18 protein-coding genes and 1 riboswitch are annotated in these 20,130 nt (G+C 57.9%); of the genes, 10 read left to right on the forward strand and 8 right to left on the reverse strand.

The genetic code is table 11. From position 1 onward, the window contains the following. Window positions 1-92 precede the first annotated feature (92 nt). Window positions 93-410, forward strand: a complete 318-nt coding sequence (locus tag CRD20_RS08760; protein ID WP_126107947.1) for a hypothetical protein — start codon at window positions 93-95, stop codon at window positions 408-410. Further along, the gene (locus tag CRD20_RS08765; protein ID WP_070643751.1) at window positions 407-928 is read left to right on the forward strand and encodes a hypothetical protein; all 522 of its coding nucleotides are present in this window, start codon (window positions 407-409) and stop codon (window positions 926-928) included. The genes CRD20_RS08760 and CRD20_RS08765 overlap by 4 nt, the downstream gene beginning before the upstream one ends. 13 nt (window positions 929-941) lie before the next feature. Here the strand turns inward: CRD20_RS08765 and CRD20_RS08770 are convergent, their stop codons facing one another. Further along, window positions 942-1,907 carry an NADP-dependent oxidoreductase gene (locus tag CRD20_RS08770; RefSeq protein WP_246819678.1) on the reverse strand — a complete coding sequence of 322 codons (966 nt, stop codon included), beginning with the start codon at window positions 1,905-1,907 and terminating at the stop codon, window positions 942-944. Between the two features lie 30 nt (window positions 1,908-1,937). Then, the gene (locus tag CRD20_RS08775; RefSeq protein WP_070549497.1) at window positions 1,938-2,624 is read right to left on the reverse strand and encodes a GntR family transcriptional regulator; all 687 of its coding nucleotides are present in this window, start codon (window positions 2,622-2,624) and stop codon (window positions 1,938-1,940) included. Between the two features lie 148 nt (window positions 2,625-2,772). Between CRD20_RS08775 and CRD20_RS08780 the strand changes: the two genes are divergently transcribed. The 5 genes from CRD20_RS08780 (at window position 2,773) to CRD20_RS08800 (ending at window position 7,030) form a co-directional block, all read left to right on the forward strand. Further along, window positions 2,773-3,984: an NRAMP family divalent metal transporter gene (locus CRD20_RS08780; RefSeq protein ID WP_070862844.1), complete on the forward strand. Its 1,212-nt coding sequence runs from the start codon at window positions 2,773-2,775 to the stop codon at window positions 3,982-3,984. Window positions 3,985-4,073: 89 nt separating this feature from the next. Next, complete coding sequence (locus CRD20_RS08785) at window positions 4,074-4,847, forward strand: LamB/YcsF family protein (RefSeq protein ID WP_187400422.1); 774 nt, start codon at window positions 4,074-4,076, stop codon at window positions 4,845-4,847. Window positions 4,848-4,918: 71 nt separating this feature from the next. Beyond that, window positions 4,919-5,572 carry an allophanate hydrolase subunit 1 gene (locus CRD20_RS08790; protein ID WP_187400423.1) on the forward strand — a complete coding sequence of 218 codons (654 nt, stop codon included), beginning with the start codon at window positions 4,919-4,921 and terminating at the stop codon, window positions 5,570-5,572. Window positions 5,573-5,590: 18 nt separating this feature from the next. Continuing rightward, window positions 5,591-6,475, forward strand: a complete 885-nt coding sequence (locus CRD20_RS08795) for a biotin-dependent carboxyltransferase family protein (protein ID WP_187400424.1) — start codon at window positions 5,591-5,593, stop codon at window positions 6,473-6,475. A gap of 87 nt (window positions 6,476-6,562) precedes the next feature. Continuing rightward, window positions 6,563-7,030, forward strand: coding sequence for a GNAT family N-acetyltransferase (locus tag CRD20_RS08800; protein WP_049193633.1), 468 nt, complete (start codon window positions 6,563-6,565; stop codon window positions 7,028-7,030). Between the two features lie 49 nt (window positions 7,031-7,079). On the opposite strand, the gene CRD20_RS08805 is transcribed toward CRD20_RS08800, so the two are convergent. After that, a complete protein-coding gene (locus tag CRD20_RS08805) occupies window positions 7,080-8,555 on the reverse strand; it encodes an NAD(P)(+) transhydrogenase (Re/Si-specific) subunit beta (RefSeq protein ID WP_048734918.1) in 1,476 nt (491 codons plus the stop codon). A gap of 6 nt (window positions 8,556-8,561) precedes the next feature. Further along, window positions 8,562-10,151, reverse strand: a complete 1,590-nt coding sequence (locus CRD20_RS08810) for a Re/Si-specific NAD(P)(+) transhydrogenase subunit alpha (protein ID WP_101687675.1) — start codon at window positions 10,149-10,151, stop codon at window positions 8,562-8,564. Between the two features lie 387 nt (window positions 10,152-10,538). Between CRD20_RS08810 and CRD20_RS08815 the strand changes: the two genes are divergently transcribed. Further along, window positions 10,539-11,741, forward strand: coding sequence for an alpha/beta hydrolase (locus CRD20_RS08815; RefSeq protein ID WP_187405266.1), 1,203 nt, complete (start codon window positions 10,539-10,541; stop codon window positions 11,739-11,741). 6 nt (window positions 11,742-11,747) lie between these two features. Here the strand turns inward: CRD20_RS08815 and CRD20_RS08820 are convergent, their stop codons facing one another. The 4 genes from CRD20_RS08820 to CRD20_RS08835 all read right to left on the reverse strand — a co-directional run bounded on the left by CRD20_RS08820 (window position 11,748) and on the right by CRD20_RS08835 (window position 16,459). Beyond that, the gene (locus CRD20_RS08820) at window positions 11,748-12,293 is read right to left on the reverse strand and encodes a TetR/AcrR family transcriptional regulator (RefSeq protein ID WP_049189337.1); all 546 of its coding nucleotides are present in this window, start codon (window positions 12,291-12,293) and stop codon (window positions 11,748-11,750) included. Next, entirely contained in the window at window positions 12,280-13,776 is a 1,497-nt protein-coding gene (locus CRD20_RS08825; protein ID WP_187405267.1) for an MFS transporter, read from the reverse strand. The genes CRD20_RS08820 and CRD20_RS08825 overlap by 14 nt, the downstream gene beginning before the upstream one ends. Window positions 13,777-13,988: 212 nt before the next feature. After that, window positions 13,989-15,836, reverse strand: coding sequence for a hypothetical protein (locus CRD20_RS08830; protein ID WP_069359586.1), 1,848 nt, complete (start codon window positions 15,834-15,836; stop codon window positions 13,989-13,991). Next, window positions 15,833-16,459 carry a hypothetical protein gene (locus CRD20_RS08835; protein ID WP_246822226.1) on the reverse strand — a complete coding sequence of 209 codons (627 nt, stop codon included), beginning with the start codon at window positions 16,457-16,459 and terminating at the stop codon, window positions 15,833-15,835. The genes CRD20_RS08830 and CRD20_RS08835 overlap by 4 nt, the downstream gene beginning before the upstream one ends. A 287-nt stretch (window positions 16,460-16,746) precedes the next feature. Continuing rightward, window positions 16,747-16,868, forward strand: a riboswitch (TPP riboswitch). On the opposite strand from CRD20_RS08835, the gene thiC reads away from it, so the two are divergent. Together thiC and CRD20_RS08845 are read left to right on the forward strand one after the other, a co-directional pair. Next, window positions 16,867-18,573, forward strand: a complete 1,707-nt coding sequence (gene thiC / locus CRD20_RS08840; protein ID WP_187405268.1) for a phosphomethylpyrimidine synthase ThiC — start codon at window positions 16,867-16,869, stop codon at window positions 18,571-18,573. (Overlaps the previous riboswitch by 2 nt.) Window positions 18,574-18,954: 381 nt before the next feature. Then, on the forward strand, window positions 18,955-19,938 hold the full coding sequence (locus tag CRD20_RS08845) for an HtaA domain-containing protein (protein WP_255468801.1): 984 nt from the start codon (window positions 18,955-18,957) through the stop codon (window positions 19,936-19,938). The last annotated feature ends 192 nt before the right edge of the window (window positions 19,939-20,130 follow it).

The raw sequence follows: 20,130 nt of genomic DNA on the forward strand, positions 1-20,130 counted from the left end.
CGAGAGCCGCAGCGCGCTCTTACTATAAGGTGTCGCGGAATCTCACTGGGCCGACGAAAGTGCCACCCGCACCGTCAGTGTCGTTCGACAGCGTGAAGAGTGCTCGTCGGCAGGCATATGCCAGTGTTGAGAGCGTTGATGTGCCATTGAATGCCATCGCTATCTCACGCGCCGAGCAGCAGGAACACATGGTTGACCTCGAACGTCGCTTGAATGCCTCGACCAAAGACATGCGGGCTCTGGTTGACTACGAAGAGCAGCGCATTGCGGTCACTAGCACCGTCAAAGAGGCAATCGTCTATACGCTGCTGGCAATACTCCTTCTGGCAGCAGCCATCGGACTTGGCTACGCCAGCCACCTGGGGGCCGATGCGATTTTGAATGCTGCGGCGGAGGTGACGCCGCGGTGAGTAAACGTTCAGGCTCCGACAACGGGTGCGTGACGGTCATTGTCGTATTTTTCTTCTTCGGCCTGATTATTCAGCTCTTCGGTGTCACGCTGTGGATTCTGCAATATGCATTGCCAGTGGCGGGTTTGGTGCTTGCAATCCTCATCGCATACCAGGCTTGGGCCGGCGTGCGCCGCAGTGCTGAGGCGCACGAGCTCGCCGAGCGTAATCACGCGGAGCTGCAGCAGATTGCCATGGACACCGAGTACCAGCTCACCGCAATCCTTACTGCCTGGGACAACGTGAACACCACAATGGGCGTCGGCACCATCTACAAGGATGTATTTGCCTCCGGTGAGGCTACGCCGGAGCTCATCGAGCTACGCGGTGAGCTCTCTCGTGCTCGGAAGCTAAACAACCGACTGCGCGAGCAGCGCGAAACTATGACCAACCGGGAGCTGGTGGAAGCCATCTCTGATGCCGACGCGCTGTGGTGCTCGCTGACGAAGACGTATCAGAACGCTCGTCGCGAGCTGTAGTAACGCACCTGGTTTACTCGACGGTCATCACAATCTTGCCGTCAGCGTGCCCGTCTTCCAATACTCGGTGGACTTCCGCGACCTCGGTGAGATTCTTAGTCAGTCCGATAGGAAGTGAAATCTCACCGGCAACCACGCGGTCGGCCAGGTCGGCATAAATAGTCGTGTCATTCGAAATAGCCGGAATGTGTGCCTCAATGCCACGTTCCCTCGCCGGTGCCAGGTCGGCCAGTGAAGGCAGCGCCACAATCCGACCATCCGATGCCAACACATCCAGCGAGGGGAGGAAAGTGTCGAAGTACACGCCATCGAGCACAACATCTACGCCCTCGGGGAACTGCTGTCGCACAACCTCGAATACATCTTCCGCTGTGTAATCAATATGCTGCGCGCCAAAGCCCACAAGTTTTTCATGATGGCGTGAAGACGCACTCGCCAACACAGTTGCGCCACGGGCAACCGCCAGCTGCGTCATCAGCTGGCCCACGCCACCACCGGCACCATGAATGAGTACAGTGTCACCGCCTTTCACCTTTGCTAGCTGATCGACAGCCACGGTCGCCGTGATTCCCACTAGGGCAAGGCCCGCAGCGGTAACGTCGTCAAGCGAATCGGGTGTTCGAACCACACCGTCGGCGGGGAAGACGTTGTGCGTTGCGTAGGTGCCGCGGAAGTCGTCTAAGCCGCGCATGCCGAAGACTCGGTCGCCGGGGACGAAGTTGTCCACACCTTCGCCGACGGCAACGACTTCACCCGCGGCTTCGCGTCCGAGGACGGCGGGAGGGGTGAACTTTGCGCACAGACCGGAAGAGCCATCGCGCATCTTGTAATCCAGCGGATTCGCGCCGATGGCTGTGGTTTTGACCAGGATTTCGCCGGGACCGGGCTGAGCATGATCGATAAGTGTCCTGGTGAAAATGTCAGCGGGGCCGAACTCCGGAATGGTCATTGCGTATGCGTTGCCTGAATTTGCTGCCATGTCCATCACTGTAGTCCTAGCAGCTAATTATCAACGGTCGGCAAGCGGGAGGGCAGCGGTGACGGCACTGAACGACTCATTGAGGTAGGCGCTGAGGAGGTCGGCGGCGTGGTTTGGGGTGTCCTCGATGAGAACTTTGGCGATACTGATGTGGCGATCGGCGTATCGGGCATGGAGTTCGATGCTTTGGGGGTAGGAGAGGAAGCAAAGACGGAGTTGGGCCTGAATTGATTCGGCGGTGGCTAACAGGTCGGGGGACCCGGAAGCTCTGACGATGGCGAGGTGAAAGGCATTATTCCGTTCGGGAAGGTTCAATGATGACTGTGAACCACAAATAGAAAGAATCTCTTCGCCGAGGAGCTTTGCCTGGCTCTTGCTTAGCGATCGCAGTGTTCCGCATTCGACGACATGGCGAAAGGCATACAGTTCGCGGATGCGTTGTTTGTCGAAGGAAGCGATAAACACGCCGTGATGAGGGATGTGAGTAAGTAGCCCCTCAGATTCCAGCTTGCGGTAGACCTGTCGGATGGTGTTGCGACTGACCTGCAGTCGCGCAGCAAGTTGGGTTTCACGGAGCTGCTCGCCACTGTAGTGCTTTCCGGCGAGAATCTCTCGGCGCAGGACAGTTGCGGTGACATCCGCTACTGAAACGTCTTGTTGTTTTTCCCCAGAGGACGTGCGGGTCTGATCGTCGAGGATGTTTCCGGGGGTAGTCATGTAATACAGACTACTAAAGCACTTTTGTGTGGCGGCCATCACCAATTAACATACGAGACATTGTTCAACAATCTCTGTGCAGGCGATCTTCAACGTAGGAATCCTTCAACGTGGGAATCGTCAGACTTGTAGGGAAAGGCCTTACGCTATGGACGCTTCAACATCTGCCCATAAGGCGCGGCGAACGGCACTCCTCGGCGCCGTATTCCTGATGGCGACCAGTGCTATCGGGCCGGGCTTCCTCACCCAGACCGCAACCTTTACGGCCAAGCTTGGTGCGGCTTTCGCCTTTGCCATTGTGATCTCGGTGCTTCTTGATATCGCGATTCAGCTCAACGTGTGGCGAGTGATTGCTGTCTCTGGACGCCGCGCGCAGGAGCTCGGCAACGCCGTGCTTCCGGGGCTGGGCTGGTTAATGTCAATTCTCATTGTCATCGGTGGTGTGGTCTTCAATATTGGCAACGTCGGCGGTGCTGGACTTGGTGCGAACGCGATGTTGGGCGTGGACGCAAAGATTGGCGGCATTGTTACTGCAATCCTCGCCATTGGCTTCTTCCTCTCCCGGCGGGCGGGTATGGCGCTGGACAAGGCACTCGTTGTGCTCGGTGTCGTGATGATTCTGGTCACTGGAATTGTGGCGTTCAGTTCTAACCCGCCAGTAGGGGAAGCACTGAAGAACACGGTCATGCCCGACACGATTGATTTGTTGGCAATCATCACGCTCGTCGGTGGCACTGTTGGCGGTTACATTACTTACGCTGGCGCTCACCGCATGCTTGATGCTGGCGCCGGCGGTGTAGAGAACCTCGCACAGACCACTCGCTCATCTGTTACGAGCATCATCGTCACAGCCATCATGCGTTTCCTCCTTTTCCTAGCTGTCTTGGGAGTGGTTGCGGGTGGCGTGGTCCTCAATACGGATGGAAACCCCGCTGCAGAGGCATTCCAAGCTGCGGCAGGAGATTGGGGTATGCGCTTCTTTGGCGTTGTCCTGTGGGCTGCGGGAATCTCGTCGATTGTGGGTGCCAGCTACACCTCAGCAACATTTCTGACTCGTTCCTCGGGTGCTGGAGCCAAGACTCAAAACACGATCACCATTGTCCTAATTGCAATCTCCACGCTGCTCTTCGGTGTCATCGGTACGGCTCCAGCGACGCTGTTGGTTTTCGCCGGAGCCTTCAATGGTTTGGTTCTTCCAATTGGCGTTAGTGTGCTGATTTACATCGCGCTGTTCCGTGCGGATCTCATGAATGGTTACAAGTACCCGAAGTGGTTGGCGGCTATCGGAATCTTGGGTGTCGCAGTCGCCTGGTTCTTGGCGTGGCGCTCATTCGGCGGTGTGTTTGAAATGCTCGGCTAATCCCCCGGTTTCTCGCACAGCTCAGATGAGAACCAACATAACAACGGTACAAAGACCAGCATTATTACTTGGAAGGAGCGGTGACGTTTATGGGCGCCACTATCGATCTCAACTCTGACCTTGGGGAAGCGTTCGGCTCGTGGAAGATGGGTGATGATATCGCTCTGCTGAACATTGTGACCAGTGCCAATATTGCCTGCGGGTATCACGCGGGTGACGCTAGCGTCATGATGGAGACCTGTGAGGCAGCTGCCGTGCGCGGAATTCGCATCGGCGCGCACGTCGCCTACCGCGATCTCGCCGGATTCGGACGACGACGCATGGATTACTCACATCGAGAATTGCGAGCCGAAACCGTCTACCAGATTGGTGCCCTTTCGGCATGTGCACGGGCGGTGGGTACCGAAGTTTCCTACGTCAAGCCCCACGGTGCCCTCTACAACCGCATCGCAGTGGATGAAAATCAGGCCGCTGCAGTGGTGGAGGCGCTCCTGCTCGCTCGCTCCACCTGCGGAGATGGGCTTGCCATTATGGCGCAGCCGGGGTCGGTCATCGAACGTCTCAGCCTCGACGCGGACCTCCCTGTGATTCGGGAAGCTTTTGCAGACCGCGCATACAACTCCGACGGAACTCTGGTGTCCCGAGCACTCGAGGGCTCGGTAGTTGTAGAACCCGATGCCGTCGTCAAACGCGTCATTGCAATGGCTAGTGGGGAACCAATCGTCGCCTACGACGGTTCACCGTTGACCGTGCAGGCTGACTCTATTTGTTTGCACGGAGACACCCCTGGTGCGGTCGAACTCTCCCGTATGATTCGCCAAGGGCTCGTCGACGCCGGAGTCACCGTCGCTGCCCCCGTATAGCGCGGATTCGCACACCGGTCTTATCAACCGCAGTTTTTCAACCCCGCAAGAAAGAAAGGATCAGCACCGCCATGGCCGAGATTCGCCCTATGGGAACAAATGCGCTGCTTATCGACTATTCATCATCGGCCAATCCGTTGGCGAAGGTACTTCGTGCACACTCTGCTGCGGCTGAGATTGAGGGACTCGTTGACAGGGTACCTGCAGCCCAAACGCTCCTTCTTCGCTTTCGCGGACCGGCTCGTCGTTACCTCGGCGCAGTAGAAACCGCGCTGCGGGGCAACAATGCGCAGAGGCAGACCGTCGACAAGCGAAAAACAATGACGATTCCCGTTCACTATGACGGCGCGGACCTTGAGTCCTTGGCACAAAGCCTTGGGATGAGCCCTCAAGCGTTGATCGATTGGCACTGCGAACGCCCTTGGACGGCCGCGTTCGGTGGATTCGCGCCGGGCTTTTATTACATGGTGCGCGGGAGCGGTCAGGGGTGGCCAGAGCCGCTTGATATTCCCCGCCTTACGACGCCGCGCACTCGAGTTCCCAAGGGCTCCGTCGGACTTGCGGGCCAATTCACAGGTGTATATCCCATCGATTCGCCCGGTGGCTGGCAGCTCTTGGGACATACAGATGTGGAGATGTGGGACTTGAATCGGCCTAATCCGGCGCTGCTTGAGCCCGGGGTTGAGGTGCAATTTGAAGCGACTTCTACGGTGAGTGCGGCGTAGAAAAAGGGGGCGGAAGAGATGAAGAATTCTATCGAGATTATTCGACCTGGCATATTGACGACGATTCAGGATTTGGGCCGTGCAGGGCAAGGCAGCCTGGGCGTGAGTACTTCCGGTGCGTTCGACCACGAGTCCGCGGCAGCTGCTAACCGGATGGTTGTCAACGAAGAAAGCCTGGCGGTGCTTGAGTGCGTCGTCGGCGGGTTGGAGTTCCAAGTAGCGGAGGGAGCAATCATATCCTTTGCAGGAGCCCACGGTGAGGTGACTGTCGAGCAGGATGGCAAGGTCATCAAGACCTCGATGAATAGTCGAATTGTGGTCGGGGCGAAGGCAATTGTGCGGCTTGGTACCTTCGATGCAGGTCTTCGCGGATACGTCGCGATTCGAGGGGGCATCGATGTCGCGGAAGTGCTGGGCTCGCGGTCATACGATACGCTCGGCAAGCTCGGCCCAGCGCCTTTGCAGGCCGGTCAGGTCTTGCAGGTCGGCGACCCGGAGTATTCGACGGGGTCGTCAATCGCAATTTATCCCGCGCCTCATTGGTCGAGCGAGGCTGCGCGCTTAGATGTTGTTCCTGGCCCTCGGGCGGACTGGTTTACGCGGGAAAGCGTCAGTGATTTCTTTCACGAGACATGGACCGTGACGCAAGATGCCAACCGTGTCGGACTTCGGCTGAATGGGACTACTCTTGAGCGCCAGGTCACCCATGAGTTGGCAAGCGAGGGAATGGTCCCCGGTGCGATACAAGTGCCCGCATCGGGGCAGCCGATTATTTTCGGTCCTGATCATCCGGCGACGGGTGGATATCCGGTCATTGGTGTGTTGACGGAGCCGTCATTGTCGAGGGCCGGGCAATTGGTGCCCGGCGCGAAGGTACAATTCCGCCGGGTGCGGGCGGTATAGGTCTGCGGCTTCATTCTGCGCGATGGTGCGCCACTACGTTTGCCAGCTATGAGCGTCACACCGTTCTTCGCAGTAAAATCAGCCACCATGATTGAACACGCCTCCTTTTCTCAACTCAGTGCGACCGATGTGTATGCCATCTCGGCACTGCGCACCGATGTGTTCTATCTTGAGCAGTCCTGTACAGAGCCGGAAATGGATTGGCGCGACCTGGAAGATACCGCAGAGCACTATTTCATCCGCGACGACAATGACTCCCGCAAGATTATTGCGTACTTGCGTGTAATTGACACGCTCGATGAGTTCTCGACGAGCTACCCGCGCACCATCGGCCGCGTTGTCGTCGATGCCGCGAGCCGGGGTAGGGGGTTGTCCTCGAAACTGCTGCAGCAGGTCATCGCTGACCACCCAGATACGGGGCTGATTCTGCATGCCCAGACGCAGGCGAAGGCTGTGTACGCAAAAGCCGGCTTCCATGAGATCGGGGAGACCTTCATAGAAGCCGGCATTGAGCACATCACGATGGTTCGTGATGCAGCCCGTGGCGAAGCCTAGGAATTAATCGCCTAGGCTCCGATTTGTACGGCGTTGCTTGCCTGAAGTTTTAAGCGTTGACCTTCGAACTCGCCAGGATGCGGTTCAGAGAGTCGACGCTGGCCTTCGCATCGCCGATAAGCATGTCGGTGTTTTCGTTGAAGAACAACGGGTTCTGCACGCCCGAGTAACCCGAACCCATCGAACGCTTGAGAACAATCACGCGCTCAGATTCCCACACCTTCAGCACCGGCATACCCGCAATCGGGGAGCCCGGCTGCTCTGCCATCGGGTTGACGGTGTCATTTGCACCGATGACCAGGGTGACATCCACATCAGCGAAGTCATCGTTGACCTCGTCCAGCTCCAGCACGATGTCGTAGGGAACCTTGGCTTCAGCCAGCAGCACGTTCATGTGACCCGGCAGGCGGCCAGCGACTGGGTGGATACCGAAGACCACTTCCTTGCCGGCCTCACGCAGGTTACGGACTAGGTCAGCAACAGCGTACTGAGCCTGTGCCACAGCCATACCGTAGCCCGGAGCGATGAGGATCTTGTCTGCGTCACGCAGAATCTCGGAGGTGTCCTCGTGGCTGACCTCGGTGTGGGAGCCTTCCACGGCGCTTCCCGACGAAGCCTCGGAGCCAAAGCCACCCAGAATAACGTTGGCAAAGGAGCGGTTCATGGCCTCACACATGATGTACGACAGGTAGGCGCCGGAGGAACCAACCAGCGCACCAGTGATGATGAGCAGCGGGTTGCCAAGCATGAGACCGGTGAAAGCGGCGGCCCAGCCGGAGTACGAGTTCATGATGGACACGACAACCGGCATGTCGCCGCCACCGATGGCGATGACCAGGTGCCAGCCCAAGAACAGGCCCAAAGCAGTCACTGCAACCATGCATGCCCATGCGATGGCGCCGCCCTCGGTGCCGGTTGCGATGAAGACAGCCAGGAGAACCAGAGTGACCACCAGAATGGCAATGTTCAGAGCGTTGCGGCCCGGCAGCAGAAGCGGCGAGCCCTTGATCTTCTCAGACAGCTTCAGGCCTGCGACGATGGAGCCAGTGAAGGTCACAGCGCCGATGAAGACGCCAATGTAGACCTCACCGAAGTGGAACTTCAGGGCATCGGGGGCGACATCTTCCGCGAAGATGTAGGAGTTGAAGCCGATGAAGATAGCGCCGAGTCCGACCAGACCATTGAACAGTGCAATCAGCTGCGGCATGCCAGTCATGGCAACGCGGCGTGCGCGACTGATACCGATGACACCACCGATGCCGATAGCGACGGCGATGAGAATCAGGGTAATCAGCGGCGAGAAGTGAGTATCCGGCTTGGTGTCTGCGGTGACGAGTGCCTGGAAGATGGCAATGACAACGGCTACAGCCATACCAGCAATACCGAAGGAGTTACCGCGGCGAGCGGTCTCCGGCTTGGACAGGCTCGAGAGGGCAGCGAGGAACAGGACAGCGGCGACAATGTAGCCGACGTTGGACAGGCGGTAGGTCCAGTCCAGAAGCGAAGCAGTATCAATGCTAGCCATTAGACTTTATGCCTCCTCTTTCACAAACATGCCAAGCATGCGGTCGGTGACGGCGAAACCGCCGAAGATATTGATGGAGCTAACCACGATGGCCGCGAACGCGAGACCGGAAACCAGCAGGTTGGAGCTTCCCACCTGGAGAATCGCACCCACCAGAACAATGCCGGAAATCGCGTTGGTCTCAGACATCAGCGGTGTGTGTAGGCGCGGCGTGACCGCGGAGATTACGTAGAAGCCAAGCACGATAGCCAAGGTGAGAACCATGAAGTTGGCGCTCACGCTGTGCGGTGCGCTGAGCATAACCACAATTGCCAGCAGTGCCATCAGGCCCAGAGCAATCTTCGAGCCCAGGCCCGATCCCATGAAGGAAACCTTCTCCGGCGCATTCTCTTCTAATGCGGCCTGGTGGGCCTGCTGCTCCTGCAGTGGGGCAGCAGGGGTGACAGCGACCTTGATTGGCGGTGGTGGCCAGAGAATCTCAGCTCCGGTAGCGCCGGCGCCATTCTGTGGGCGAGCCTTTGTTACCGTGATGCCACGGATAATCTCATCCTCGAGATTGAGAACCGGAGAGCCATCCTTTTCCGGCGTAATCAGCTTGAACAGGTTGAAAATGTTCTGTCCGTACAGCGACGATGCCTGCGCGGGCAGACGTCCTGCAAGGTCGGTGTAACCGATGATGGTCACACCGTTGTCAGTGACAATGGTCTTGCCTGGAACGGTCATCTCGCAGTTGCCGCCACCGGCGGCAGCCATGTCGACGATGACGCTGCCTGGTTTCATAGCTGCAACATCGGCAGCAGTCAGCAGCAGTGGAGAGCGACGGCCCGGGATATTCGCGGTGGTAATGACAATGTCAGCCTGCGCGGACTGCTCGGAGTAGAGCTTCGCGGCAGCGGCAGCCTGATCATTGGTCATTTCCTTGGCGTAGCCATCCTCGGACTTCTCGGCGGCGGCCGGAATCGGGATGAACTCTGCACCCATCGATTCGACCTGTTCACCGGCTTCAGGGCGCAGGTCTGTTGCCTTAACAACCGCGCCCATAGAGTTGGCCGTACCGATCGCCGCAAGTCCGCCGACACCAGCGCCGATGACGTAAACGGTAGCTGGTGGCATCTTGCCTGCGGCAGTCACCTGACCAGTGAAGAGGCGACCATATGCAGAAGCAGCTTCGACTACTGCGCGGTAGCCGCCGATGTTGGCCATCGACGACAGCACATCCATCGACTGTGCCCTGGAAATGCGGGGAACTGCATCCATAGCAAGGGCAGTGATGTTGCGTTGCGCGAGCTCTTCGACCAGTTCTTCGTTTCGGCCTGGCGCAAGTCGGCTGATCAGCATGGCACCGTCGTTAAGCAGTGCACGGAACTGCTCCGGCGGAGTGTCGAGCGTTACGACGATATCGCTGTGCCAGACAGACTCGTCGACAATGGTGGCACCGGCGGATTCGTAGTCCGCGTCGGTGAACTTAGCAGCCAGGCCGGCGTCAGCCTGCACGGCGACCTCGTAGCCAAGCTTGACGAGTTTGCCGACGGTCTCCGGGGTCGCAGCCACAATTGTTTGCTGGGGATCGGGTTCTAAAGGGATGCCGATTCTCATTGTGGGAGTTCTTTTCTGTTCGGGGGTTTTATTAAGGGCCATGCGCACTCGGTTGTCGGTTAACAGTGAGTGTGGGCGTGGCCACTTTGTCCTTGGTGTCAATAAGGTATGCGCTGGTGGGGAGGCAGCGGAGGCGTTTGTGGAAAAAGGTAATAAAAATATGTGGGTAACGGTGGTGAGGTGGGTTTTCTGAATTTGTGCACTCTTGGAAAGGGGGTAGGAAATGGGGGTGGTGGTGTTAATTTTGGGCGAGAGTGAACATTTTCAGCGCTCTGAATGATTGTTTGAGGGGTGAAAGATGGGGGAGGCTATTTCTGTCTTTACGTATGTATTTACGTATTAGGTAAATTCGTATTCCTAGGTTCTTGGCAAAAGTTAAGGAAAACGATGATTGGTTCACTAAAGACGGCCGGAAAGCCCGTGTCGGTATCCCGTCAAGGGCAGGGGCGTACGTTCTCGAAGGTGGTTGCTCTCTCGCTCGCAGCTGGAGTGGTTCTCGGCGGACAGGTGCCAGCGCAGGCGGCACCGCGCATTGGTCAGCTGCCGGACATCACTGCACGTGAAAGCACTGTTGACTACCAGAACTCGGAAACCGTGGACAAAATTGGCGGTGGTCTAGTGGATGTCATGGGTGGTGTGAACCGCGCCATCTCCGGTGGTGAAAGTGGCCATATCACCGAGCCGTTCGCCCCAGAGGCGGGGCACCTGCGCAAGGAGTTCGGAGCGATGGGCTCCCACCCAGTTGCCGCAACCCGTGAAGCAATGCCATGTGACGGTGTCGTCTACACCATCTACAACCGCGTACTGCGGGACCTCCACGGTCTCCACGGCACCACCGGCTGCTATGACGTGTTGCCGGAATCGGCCAACGCCTCCCCAGTTGGCGCGCAGCTCATTTACCCGGCGGATATCGACTCCATGGAGTCCGCGCCGCTGATGGTTCTGAGCCCTGGCATTGGTACTGAGCCAGGTATGTACGACGCGCAAGCGCGACTCTATGCAAGCCACGGATATGTCGTGGCTCTTGGCTACAACTTCACCAACTGGTTCGCGCCGCAGATGGTGCTGGCAGCTTCCGTGGCCGCAGCGGCCAATGAGGACGAGTCCACGCCACTTGCAGGCAAGATCGATTTCTCCCGGACGATGCTGGTCGGGCACTCTGCAGGTGGCGGCTCCGCAATCTTCCTGAACAATAGGATGGATAAGGCCTTCCAGGCTGCGGGCATCGATATGGTCACCCGTGGTCTGGTTGCTATCAACCCAGGGCCTTCCGACGCTGGACTGATCTCCACCCCTCCGGAGATTCCGAGCCTGGTGGCCATTGCTGAGCACGAGGACATCGTTCCTTTTGATGCCGATCGACGTGGTTACCGCGATGCTGCAGGGCCCGCCTGGGAAGCGGTAGTCACCGGTTCCTACCACGGCACCTACCTGGATGATCCGTCCAAGAATGTGCTCGGCTCGATGGTGCTGTCCTTTAGCGAGTATGTGCTCGACGGAACGAGTCGAGCAAAGGCTGTCTATGAGGGTGCCAACTATGGCCTGGCCACTGACTCCGAGCTCAAGGACGTTCAGCGCAAGGGCGTCTAGAGCTGGCTACTCCATCGACTCTGGAATCAGCTTTGCCGCAGCCTCGGCGATTGCCTTGCGCTGCGCTTTCGTGAGCTGATTGCCATTGAGGTAGTCGTTAGCCCAGAGTCCATCGGAAATCATTTGGACAACGTAGGCCATGCAGGCATCCTGGTCGGTGGCAATCCGTTCTACCGGCGGATTCCACCGGCGCAAAAGGCGCGTCCAAATCTCGCGTAGCTCCGGGTCGGCGGCAGAGTCGATGGACATGAGTAGCTCGGCCCTCGTTGCCGTATCCAGCGAGACCTGGAGGTTTGCGCGTAGGCGGTTGGCGGGGGATACCTCCTCCGCAGGCCCACCCGCGGCTTCGATAAGCTCCTCCTCCCATAACTGCGCCATGTGCTCATGGACGCTGCGGATCATGTCTTCACGGGAGGGGAAGTGGTAAATCAACCCTGATTTACTCATTCCGCATTGAGTTGCGACATTTTCGTAGGTGACCTCGGAAAAACCGCTTGTCTCGATAATCTCAACGATTGTGTCGAGGATGGCAGTGCGCTTACTCGTGCGCATATTCAGTCTCCTTCGGGTTGCCGCGGAATGTCACCGCAGTCGCAATCGCTGCAATGACAGCAACGACAGCCAGGATAATCAAAATGGCCAGGTAGGAACTGTCGAGGCCGGCGCGGGCGCCGTCGTTAAGCGCTGGCGTGTGAAGTGCATCGGTGAGTGAGATGCTGGCGTCGACAGGCGTAAACAGGGCGTAGAACATAGGCAGGAGACTGCCTGTGATTGCGACGGTGATCAGTGTGCCGAATTCGTACGACACGGATTCCATCGCCGCCGCCATACCTGCCTTTGACCTCGGGGCTGAGCCGATAATCGCGGTCGACGACACCGACATCACAGAACCTGCGCCCGCGCCGAGCAGTATCAATCCCGCGATCATGATTGAGAAATTGCCCGAGGAAACGCCGTAGTACATGCCTGTCAGTCCGACGGCGTTGAGGAGGAAGCCGCCGGTGATGAGTGTGCGGAAACCCACTCGATGGAGCACCATGCCGCCGATGACACCAACTGGCAAGGATGCCAGTGCCGCGGTGGCAACTAGCAAGCCCGCGTCGAGTGGTGTGTATCCGACGGAAATCTGGAAGCGCTGCGTCGTCATCAATTCGGCGCCTGCCAGGACAAACATGGCAAGCGCTGCTGCCAGCACGCCACCGGAAAACATCGGCGAACGGAAGACCGAAAAGTCGATGAGGGGTTCGGTAAGACGTGCCTGACGACGCTGAAACAGTACCGCGCCCACTAGCCCACAGGCGATAGCTGCGACGATGACGGTGGAGGAGCGATGACCAGCGAGTTCCTTGATAAGCGAAACCAGGCCCAGCATGGCCAGCATCGCGTAGAGGCTGGTGAGAAAATCCCAGCGCTTGGCTGGGTTGGGCTGATTTGGTGGAGCGAAAATCAGCGTGCCAATGATTGCGAAAACTACGACAGGGATGTTGATAAGGAAGATTGAGCCCCACCAAAAGTGCTCCAACAGGAAACCGCCGACGACGGGGCCAGCGGCGGCACCCAGTGTTGCTGTGGCTGACCAAATGCCAATAGCCGTGGCAAGTTCACGAGGGTGGTGGAAGGTCTCACGTAGCAGTGCGAGGGTTGCTGGCATCATGGTCGCGGCGCCCAGTCCTAGACAGCCGCGGGCGATGACCAGCGCCCAGGCGTGCGGCGCAAAGGCCGCGGCCAGGGAAGAGAAGCCAAAGATTGTCAGGCCCACAAGAAACATCTTGCGGTGACCGATGCGGTCGCCCAGAGTGCCTGTGCCGAGGAGGAGCGCGGAGATCACCAGTGGGTAGGCGTTGATGATCCACAGGCCCTCGAGTTCGGTTGTGTGGAGCTGCTCGCGCAGAACTGGCAGGGCAGTGTAGAGCACCGAGTTATCTATGCCGATGAGTAGTAGGCCGGCGCTGATGATAGCGAGGAAGACCCACCTGTGGGTGACTGGAGTGTGCGGATTAGCCCCCGTGGAAGCGGCGTGGTCGGTACTTGTCATTCCAGTAACTGTAACGAACGTTCGGTTTAGTTACAACTTCTGGAGGCGCGCCGATTTGGGTCTAAAACTTCAACAAAAGTAAGCTAATCCGCCCAAAGTGCCGGTGAAAAAGTGTCTAAGTTGAAGGCGTTGTTGAGTTACGAATTCACGGACGCCGTTCGATCCCCCCCGTGGTGCCCGAGCGGGTAAAGATCAGCTTGGACGCGCTGACTTTACGCTCGGACGTTGTGGCCTATCACCGCCGGGATAGTGATTGGCGCATCCCCGAAAAGCTCCTTCTGATATTCGTTCTGCTCGAAGGCGCCGGCATCGTTATCTCTGATGGTGGCTACATTTGTCAGTTTGCGTGCCGACGGTGCGGAGTCCTTTTGGAGCAGTCCGCCACGGTTTCCCGCAGTGGTGGCCGCGAAAGTCCCTGCACCACGGTTTCCAGCAGCGGTACCCGCGATTCCGCCAGCAGCACCCGTAGCTCCGGTAGTAGCACTGTTGCGCGCACTGATTAGGGAATTCATCAATCCACTTCCGCGCTGTGCAGTGCTATTCGAGGTGTTTGGCAAGGCAGAACCAGTTACCCCGACACCCAAGCCGGTTCCCATCCCGCGACCCGCTGTTGGTGCTGGCATACGACTGGGGCTCGAAGTCAGAACTCCCGAGGCTGGTGGGCGGGAGCTTGCGTTTCCAGAAGACGGCAGGGGCGGGATATTGCCCGCTGGTGTGAGCCCCGGAGTGCGTCCTGCACCGAGGGAGCCAGCCGGTCGGTTGCCGTGAACTCCGTAAGGTGAAGATGCTTGCGGTGATGTGCGTTGAAGTGGGGCGCTCGCGCCCGAAGGAGCGACCATGGCTGGATTCGCCGCGTTCGATTGAGCCATGCCTGATGTACCGGTCGGGGAAGTTGGCGAGATTGTGGAGCTCGTTGGGCTGCTAGGTGATGCGGGGTGCACAGGGGTAGCAGACGGATTAGTAGGGTTCGACAAAGTCGAAGTGCTCGGTTGAGCCTGCGAAGGAGCGGGAGCACTCGCGGCTGTGGATTGTGGTGTTGGAGAATCCGGAACAGTTGAGGTGGCGCCAACTGGTGCGCTGGCGGCCTGCATGCTTCCAGTCATCCCCGCAGGCGAAAGACCGAACTGACTAGTTCCAGAACGCCCGGCGACTGTGGCCCCAACGGAAACCTCGGCAGTCACACCACTTCCGGCATCGGCAGAAACCAGGTTAGGAATTCGAGGAATAGCGGTCTGTAGCTGTGCGGTATACGGGCCAGAGAGAAAGGCTGCTACCTCGGCCTGTTCAAAAGCCTTTTGCGCGCCAGGGTTTGGGAGTGCCTTGGACTCGGCCTCAATCGCAGATAGTGCATTGACGGCCATTGCCTTAACGGACGGCAAAACGGCAAGGTGTCCGGCCATGACCTCAGATGCGGTGGCGATGCTGGTTGCGCGTGCGGCCAGACCTTTCATTGTTGAGTCAGCAGCAGAGAAGACAGCACCGCTGTTGCTCGACACCAAGCCGGATGAGATGGAGGTTAGATTGCTGGCCAACGTGGTCATAGTTTCGGCGAAGTTGTTCCAGTAGGCGATTGCCTCGGCTACGGCACCGTCGTTTGTCGAGGAAAACATGGATAGTAGGGACTTCGCATCAAGACCGAGTTCCGCAGAAAGTGTGACTGGCGCGAAAGTGAGACTTCCAGCTTCAAACATTGGCCGACGCTGAAATACACCGCTTGTTCGCGCTACTTCGGCAATGGAAGCACCGTCACCATTGAACGGGTTAATGCTTCGAAGGATCCGATTCATGGTGGATTCGTGCTCAGTAATCACGCGACGGAAGTCAGCGAGATTTGTTTGCGCCCACGTGAGCTGTTTGCCCAGAGACAATCCGACGGCGGCAGAGCTTCCCGTACTGCCGGAAATTGCGAGACTGTGTTCTGTCGCCACCAGCTGGAGTGACGGAACCTGTGAGTAGCCGGCCAAGTTGGGCTGCATAAATCTGGAACCGCTTGCTAGAACATTCGTAATACTGAACTTCTGGATTGCAGAGTCGATTGTTGGAATTACGGCATGCATCATGATTCTTCCCCCAAGTAATCAATTAACAGCTCATTTACGGGAGCACACAGTTGGTGCTGTGGGTCAGGGCTATCTTGTCCGGTTGTGTCGATAACGAATCCGAGGGCCCCTTGCTCTGTTTCGACAGAAGCAATACAGGCGGAACTTCCTAGCGGTTCTGTTTGAGTGAATGTCACCCAATTGAAAATCCCTTTGTGATGAGCCAAAGGCTCGGCACTGTAGCGTTCGAGTTGTGAATGAGCGACCGCAGCATGCCAGATGCTCAGCAGGCCGGAAGCGTCGGATTCGATAACGCAGCCGATCTGTTTATTACCTTCGATTCGGCCCTCCATGTACGTCTGCTCCCGGAACCCCAGCCTGTCTAAGCGCCCCATAATCTCAGGGTCGTCACACGGATTGGTCAGGACGAATTCGGGTGCGTCGTAGTTGTAGTGCCCATCGGGACCAAGTGGAGCATCACCGGGCTTCGGCGGATTGTTGGGTGGAAGCACACCCGCAGGTAACGTCACGCCCGAGTCAGTAGTGATGGTTGTCGCATTGTCGCCGACAGGTTGAACGTCCTCGCCGGATGCCTCGGTCGATGCGCAACTAGTCCCCGTTACTCCCCATAGAAGTGCTGACACTAGGGCGGCAGTAGTCGCCTTTTTCAATTTTCCCTCCCCAAAGAATTTGTGTGAGAAAGATATAACACTGCGATCACACTCGCGCTTGCTGAGAAGCCGAAAAATAGAGCGACTGTGGATAACTTTTTAGGGGTGTGGACAACGCGGTCGATGCGCAGAACCACGCCTCTGCACAGCCGCAACCTGCACCTTTAGAGTGTGTTCTCCGTGCCGTCGTTAAGCGTTGGCGGCAAACGTGGGTGTAATGACCGAAGTAATCCGAACGATTGGTTAGACTATGAGGCGCATTACAAAACCACGGGAGTGCCAACCGAAATTCCGGCACTGAGAGGACGCTAGGGATCGAGCGTCGACCGGACGAACCTGAATCTGGGTAATACCAGCGTAGGAAAGGGATGTGTTGCTTCATGGCCGCACGTGTATCTGTATCCGCTCCGCCGAAAGAGGGCGAGGTTACAACTGGCCCGATTTACCGCAGCAACAAGCATTACGACGAGGTTGCGTTCAGCAACGATTTCGGTGAGGCGAACCTGCGGATTCCAGTTCGTCGGATCAATCTGACGGACGGTACTCACTTCGATGCGTACGACACCTCGGGTATCTACACCGAGGAAAACCCGGAGCTGAACCTGAAGGAGGGTTTGGCTAAGACTCGTGACTCGTGGCCGAAGGCTCCGGCGGTGCCAGCGGTTGCGGGTTCTGAGGAGGCTCCGAAGGTCAAGACCCAGCTGGCTTGGGCGCGCGCGGGAATTGTCACTCCGGAGATGGCTTTCATTGCTGCTCGTGAAGATGTGGATCCGGAAGTTGTGCGCGAAGAGGTCGCTGCGGGTCGTGCCGTGATTCCGGCGAACCACAAGCACCCGGAGACTGAGCCGATGATTATCGGCAAGCGTTTTGCCACCAAGATCAACGCAAATATCGGCAACTCGGCCGTGACTTCGTCCATCTCTGAAGAGGTGGAGAAGATGGTGTGGGCAACCCGTTGGGGCGCGGACACGATCATGGACCTGTCCACTGGTAAGGACATTCACGAAACCCGTGAGTGGATTCTGCGTAACTCCCCGGTGCCGGTTGGTACGGTGCCGATTTACCAGGCGCTGGAGAAGGTCAAGGGTGACCCGGCCAAGCTGACCTGGGAAATCTACCGCGAAACCATCATTGAGCAGTGTGAACAGGGCGTGGATTACATGACCGTTCACGCGGGTGTGCTGCTGCGCTACGTGCCGCTGGCCGCCAATCGCGTGACGGGCATTGTTTCCCGCGGTGGCTCAATCATGGCCGCATGGTGCCTCGCGCATCACCAGGAGAGCTTCCTCTACACGCGCTTCGCTGAGCTGTGCGACATTCTGGCGCAGTACGATGTCACGTTCTCCCTCGGTGACGGCCTGCGTCCGGGCTCCATTGCCGACGCTAACGATGAGGCTCAGCTGGCTGAGCTGCGCACCCTCGGTGAGCTGACCAAGATTGCCAAGTCCCGCGGCTGCCAGGTCATGATCGAAGGTCCAGGCCACGTTCCGATGCACAAGATCGCCGACAACGTGAAGTGGGAAGAGGAGTGGTGTGAGGAAGCTCCGTTCTACACCCTCGGCCCGCTGGCAACCGATATCGCGCCGGGCTATGACCACATCACCTCGGCTATCGGTGCGGCCATCATTGCGCAGGCTGGCACCGCCATGCTTTGCTACGTCACGCCGAAGGAGCACCTGGGTCTGCCGAACCGCGACGACGTCAAGGTCGGCGTGATTACTTACAAGATTTCTGCGCACGCCGCTGACCTGGCAAAGGGCCTGCCACGCGCTCAGGAGCGTGACGACGCGTTGTCGAAGGCCCGCTTCGAATTCCGTTGGCATGACCAGTTTGCACTGGCTCTGGATCCGGACACTGCGCTGGATTACCACGATGAGACCCTGCCTGCAGAGCCGGCAAAGACCGCGCATTTCTGTTCCATGTGTGGTCCGAAGTTCTGCTCCATGCGTATTTCCAAGGATGTGCAGGACTACGCGAAGGAACACGGTCTGGACTCCGTTGAAGCTATCGAGGCCGGCATGGCTGAGAAGTCCCAGGAGTTCGCTGATCAGGGTGGTCGCGTCTACCTGCCGATTACCGCGGAGTAATTGGTTGCCTCAAAGCTGCTGAAGCAAGCCGCGGTCGAGCTCTATTGGGCTTGGCCGCGGCTTTCTTTTGCTCTCAGCTATTTCTTCCAATCCCAGCGTTGAGACTCAAACGGGGGTGGGTAAGGTGCGCCTTAATAACTAGGTTAGGTGAGCCTAATACGCGGGGTGTACATTGCTTGTATGCACAGTCTGAAGTTCCTGACTTTCGATCATTCCCACCGCCATCTTGCGGGGGCTCACGAAACTCGCCTTTCGTCCGGCTCCGAATCATCGCCCGTTGGAGAAGGCAAGCGTCGACCGGTGAGGCAGAGTGCGCGCAGAGGTGTTACTGCGGTTTCGCTGTCCGGCGCCATGGTCCTTTCAGCGTTTGTGTCCCCAGCAATGGCTGAAACTGCGAAGCCAATCGTGCCAGACAACTTTCCCAATGTGATTAATCCAGCGGAGAACTTCCAGCCGCAGGATCCGCAGTATGTCGAATCCCCGGAAGTTTCTGTCACTTTTGAGGACGGCACACCAGCTGAAGGCGCCACAGTTCATCGCGGCGATGTTCTCATTGTTCGCGGCAGTGGTTTTAATCCGTCGGCCAACCGTGGTGGTTACCCGCTTCCAATTCCTCCGGGTGTGCCCAATGGCGTTTACGTTCTCTACAGTGCGTTCCCAGACTCCTGGAAGCCAAGTGAAGGTGCTCCGTCCTCGTCGCGGAAACATCCGCACGACAACATTGCCTGGGTCACGCCGGCTGGAACTCTCGAGGCGATACCGAACCAGGGCGTCGACATGCGACGTTCTATCGCTCGTCAGGCTACCCCGATGACAGATGATGGTAGCTTTGAGGCCCGCATTGTTGTTGACCCGCCAGAGACTCCAGCTGGTGACAATTGGGGCATTTACATCTACCCGGCAGCCGGCTCCATCAATGAGGCCGAGGAAATCTACATTCCGTTGAATTATTCGGATGCTCCGGGCAAGAATGCCCCGGCTCCCTCCAGCGAGGATTTAGTAATTTCTGTAGCTGCGCTGGAGAAGGTATTCGGCGCACTGGGTGGCGGAGTCACTGCTAAGAACGGTGCTCTAGAGCCTGAGGACGGTGTTGTCTCATTCACCCGCGACAATGACAACAGCGATGCCGAAGGGGAGAGCTACCGCGGAGAAGTTCACTTCACCGCGAAGTTCAGTCTGGTTCATGTGGTCGTTCGTAATCCGCGCATTGAGGACGGCCCGACTGGAAAGATTATTACGGCCGAGGTCTCGCAGGGCTACGATGTCGGTCCGGATGAGATGGAGCGTATGCCCATAGCCGCTGTTGTCAACAGTGATGGCGATCAGCTGATCACGACCATCGGCACTATCTCGCAGTTCCGGTAGTCCCTCCGGCCATCATGGCCGCCAATTGTTGTCCACCTGGCACTTCGTTCAAAGTAAGCCGTCATACCTTGCGGGTTCTTGTGGGGTTGTAACCACTGCCGTATTGGAATCACTACATTAGATAGAGGCGCTTACCAGCGATGAGGAGGAACGTGGGACGGCATAGTCGGGCAGAAGGACCGGTGTCACAGG

The sequence above is a fragment of the Corynebacterium sp. LK33 genome (genome assembly GCF_014334955.1).
Taxonomy (GTDB): domain Bacteria; phylum Actinomycetota; class Actinomycetes; order Mycobacteriales; family Mycobacteriaceae; genus Corynebacterium; species Corynebacterium jeikeium_D.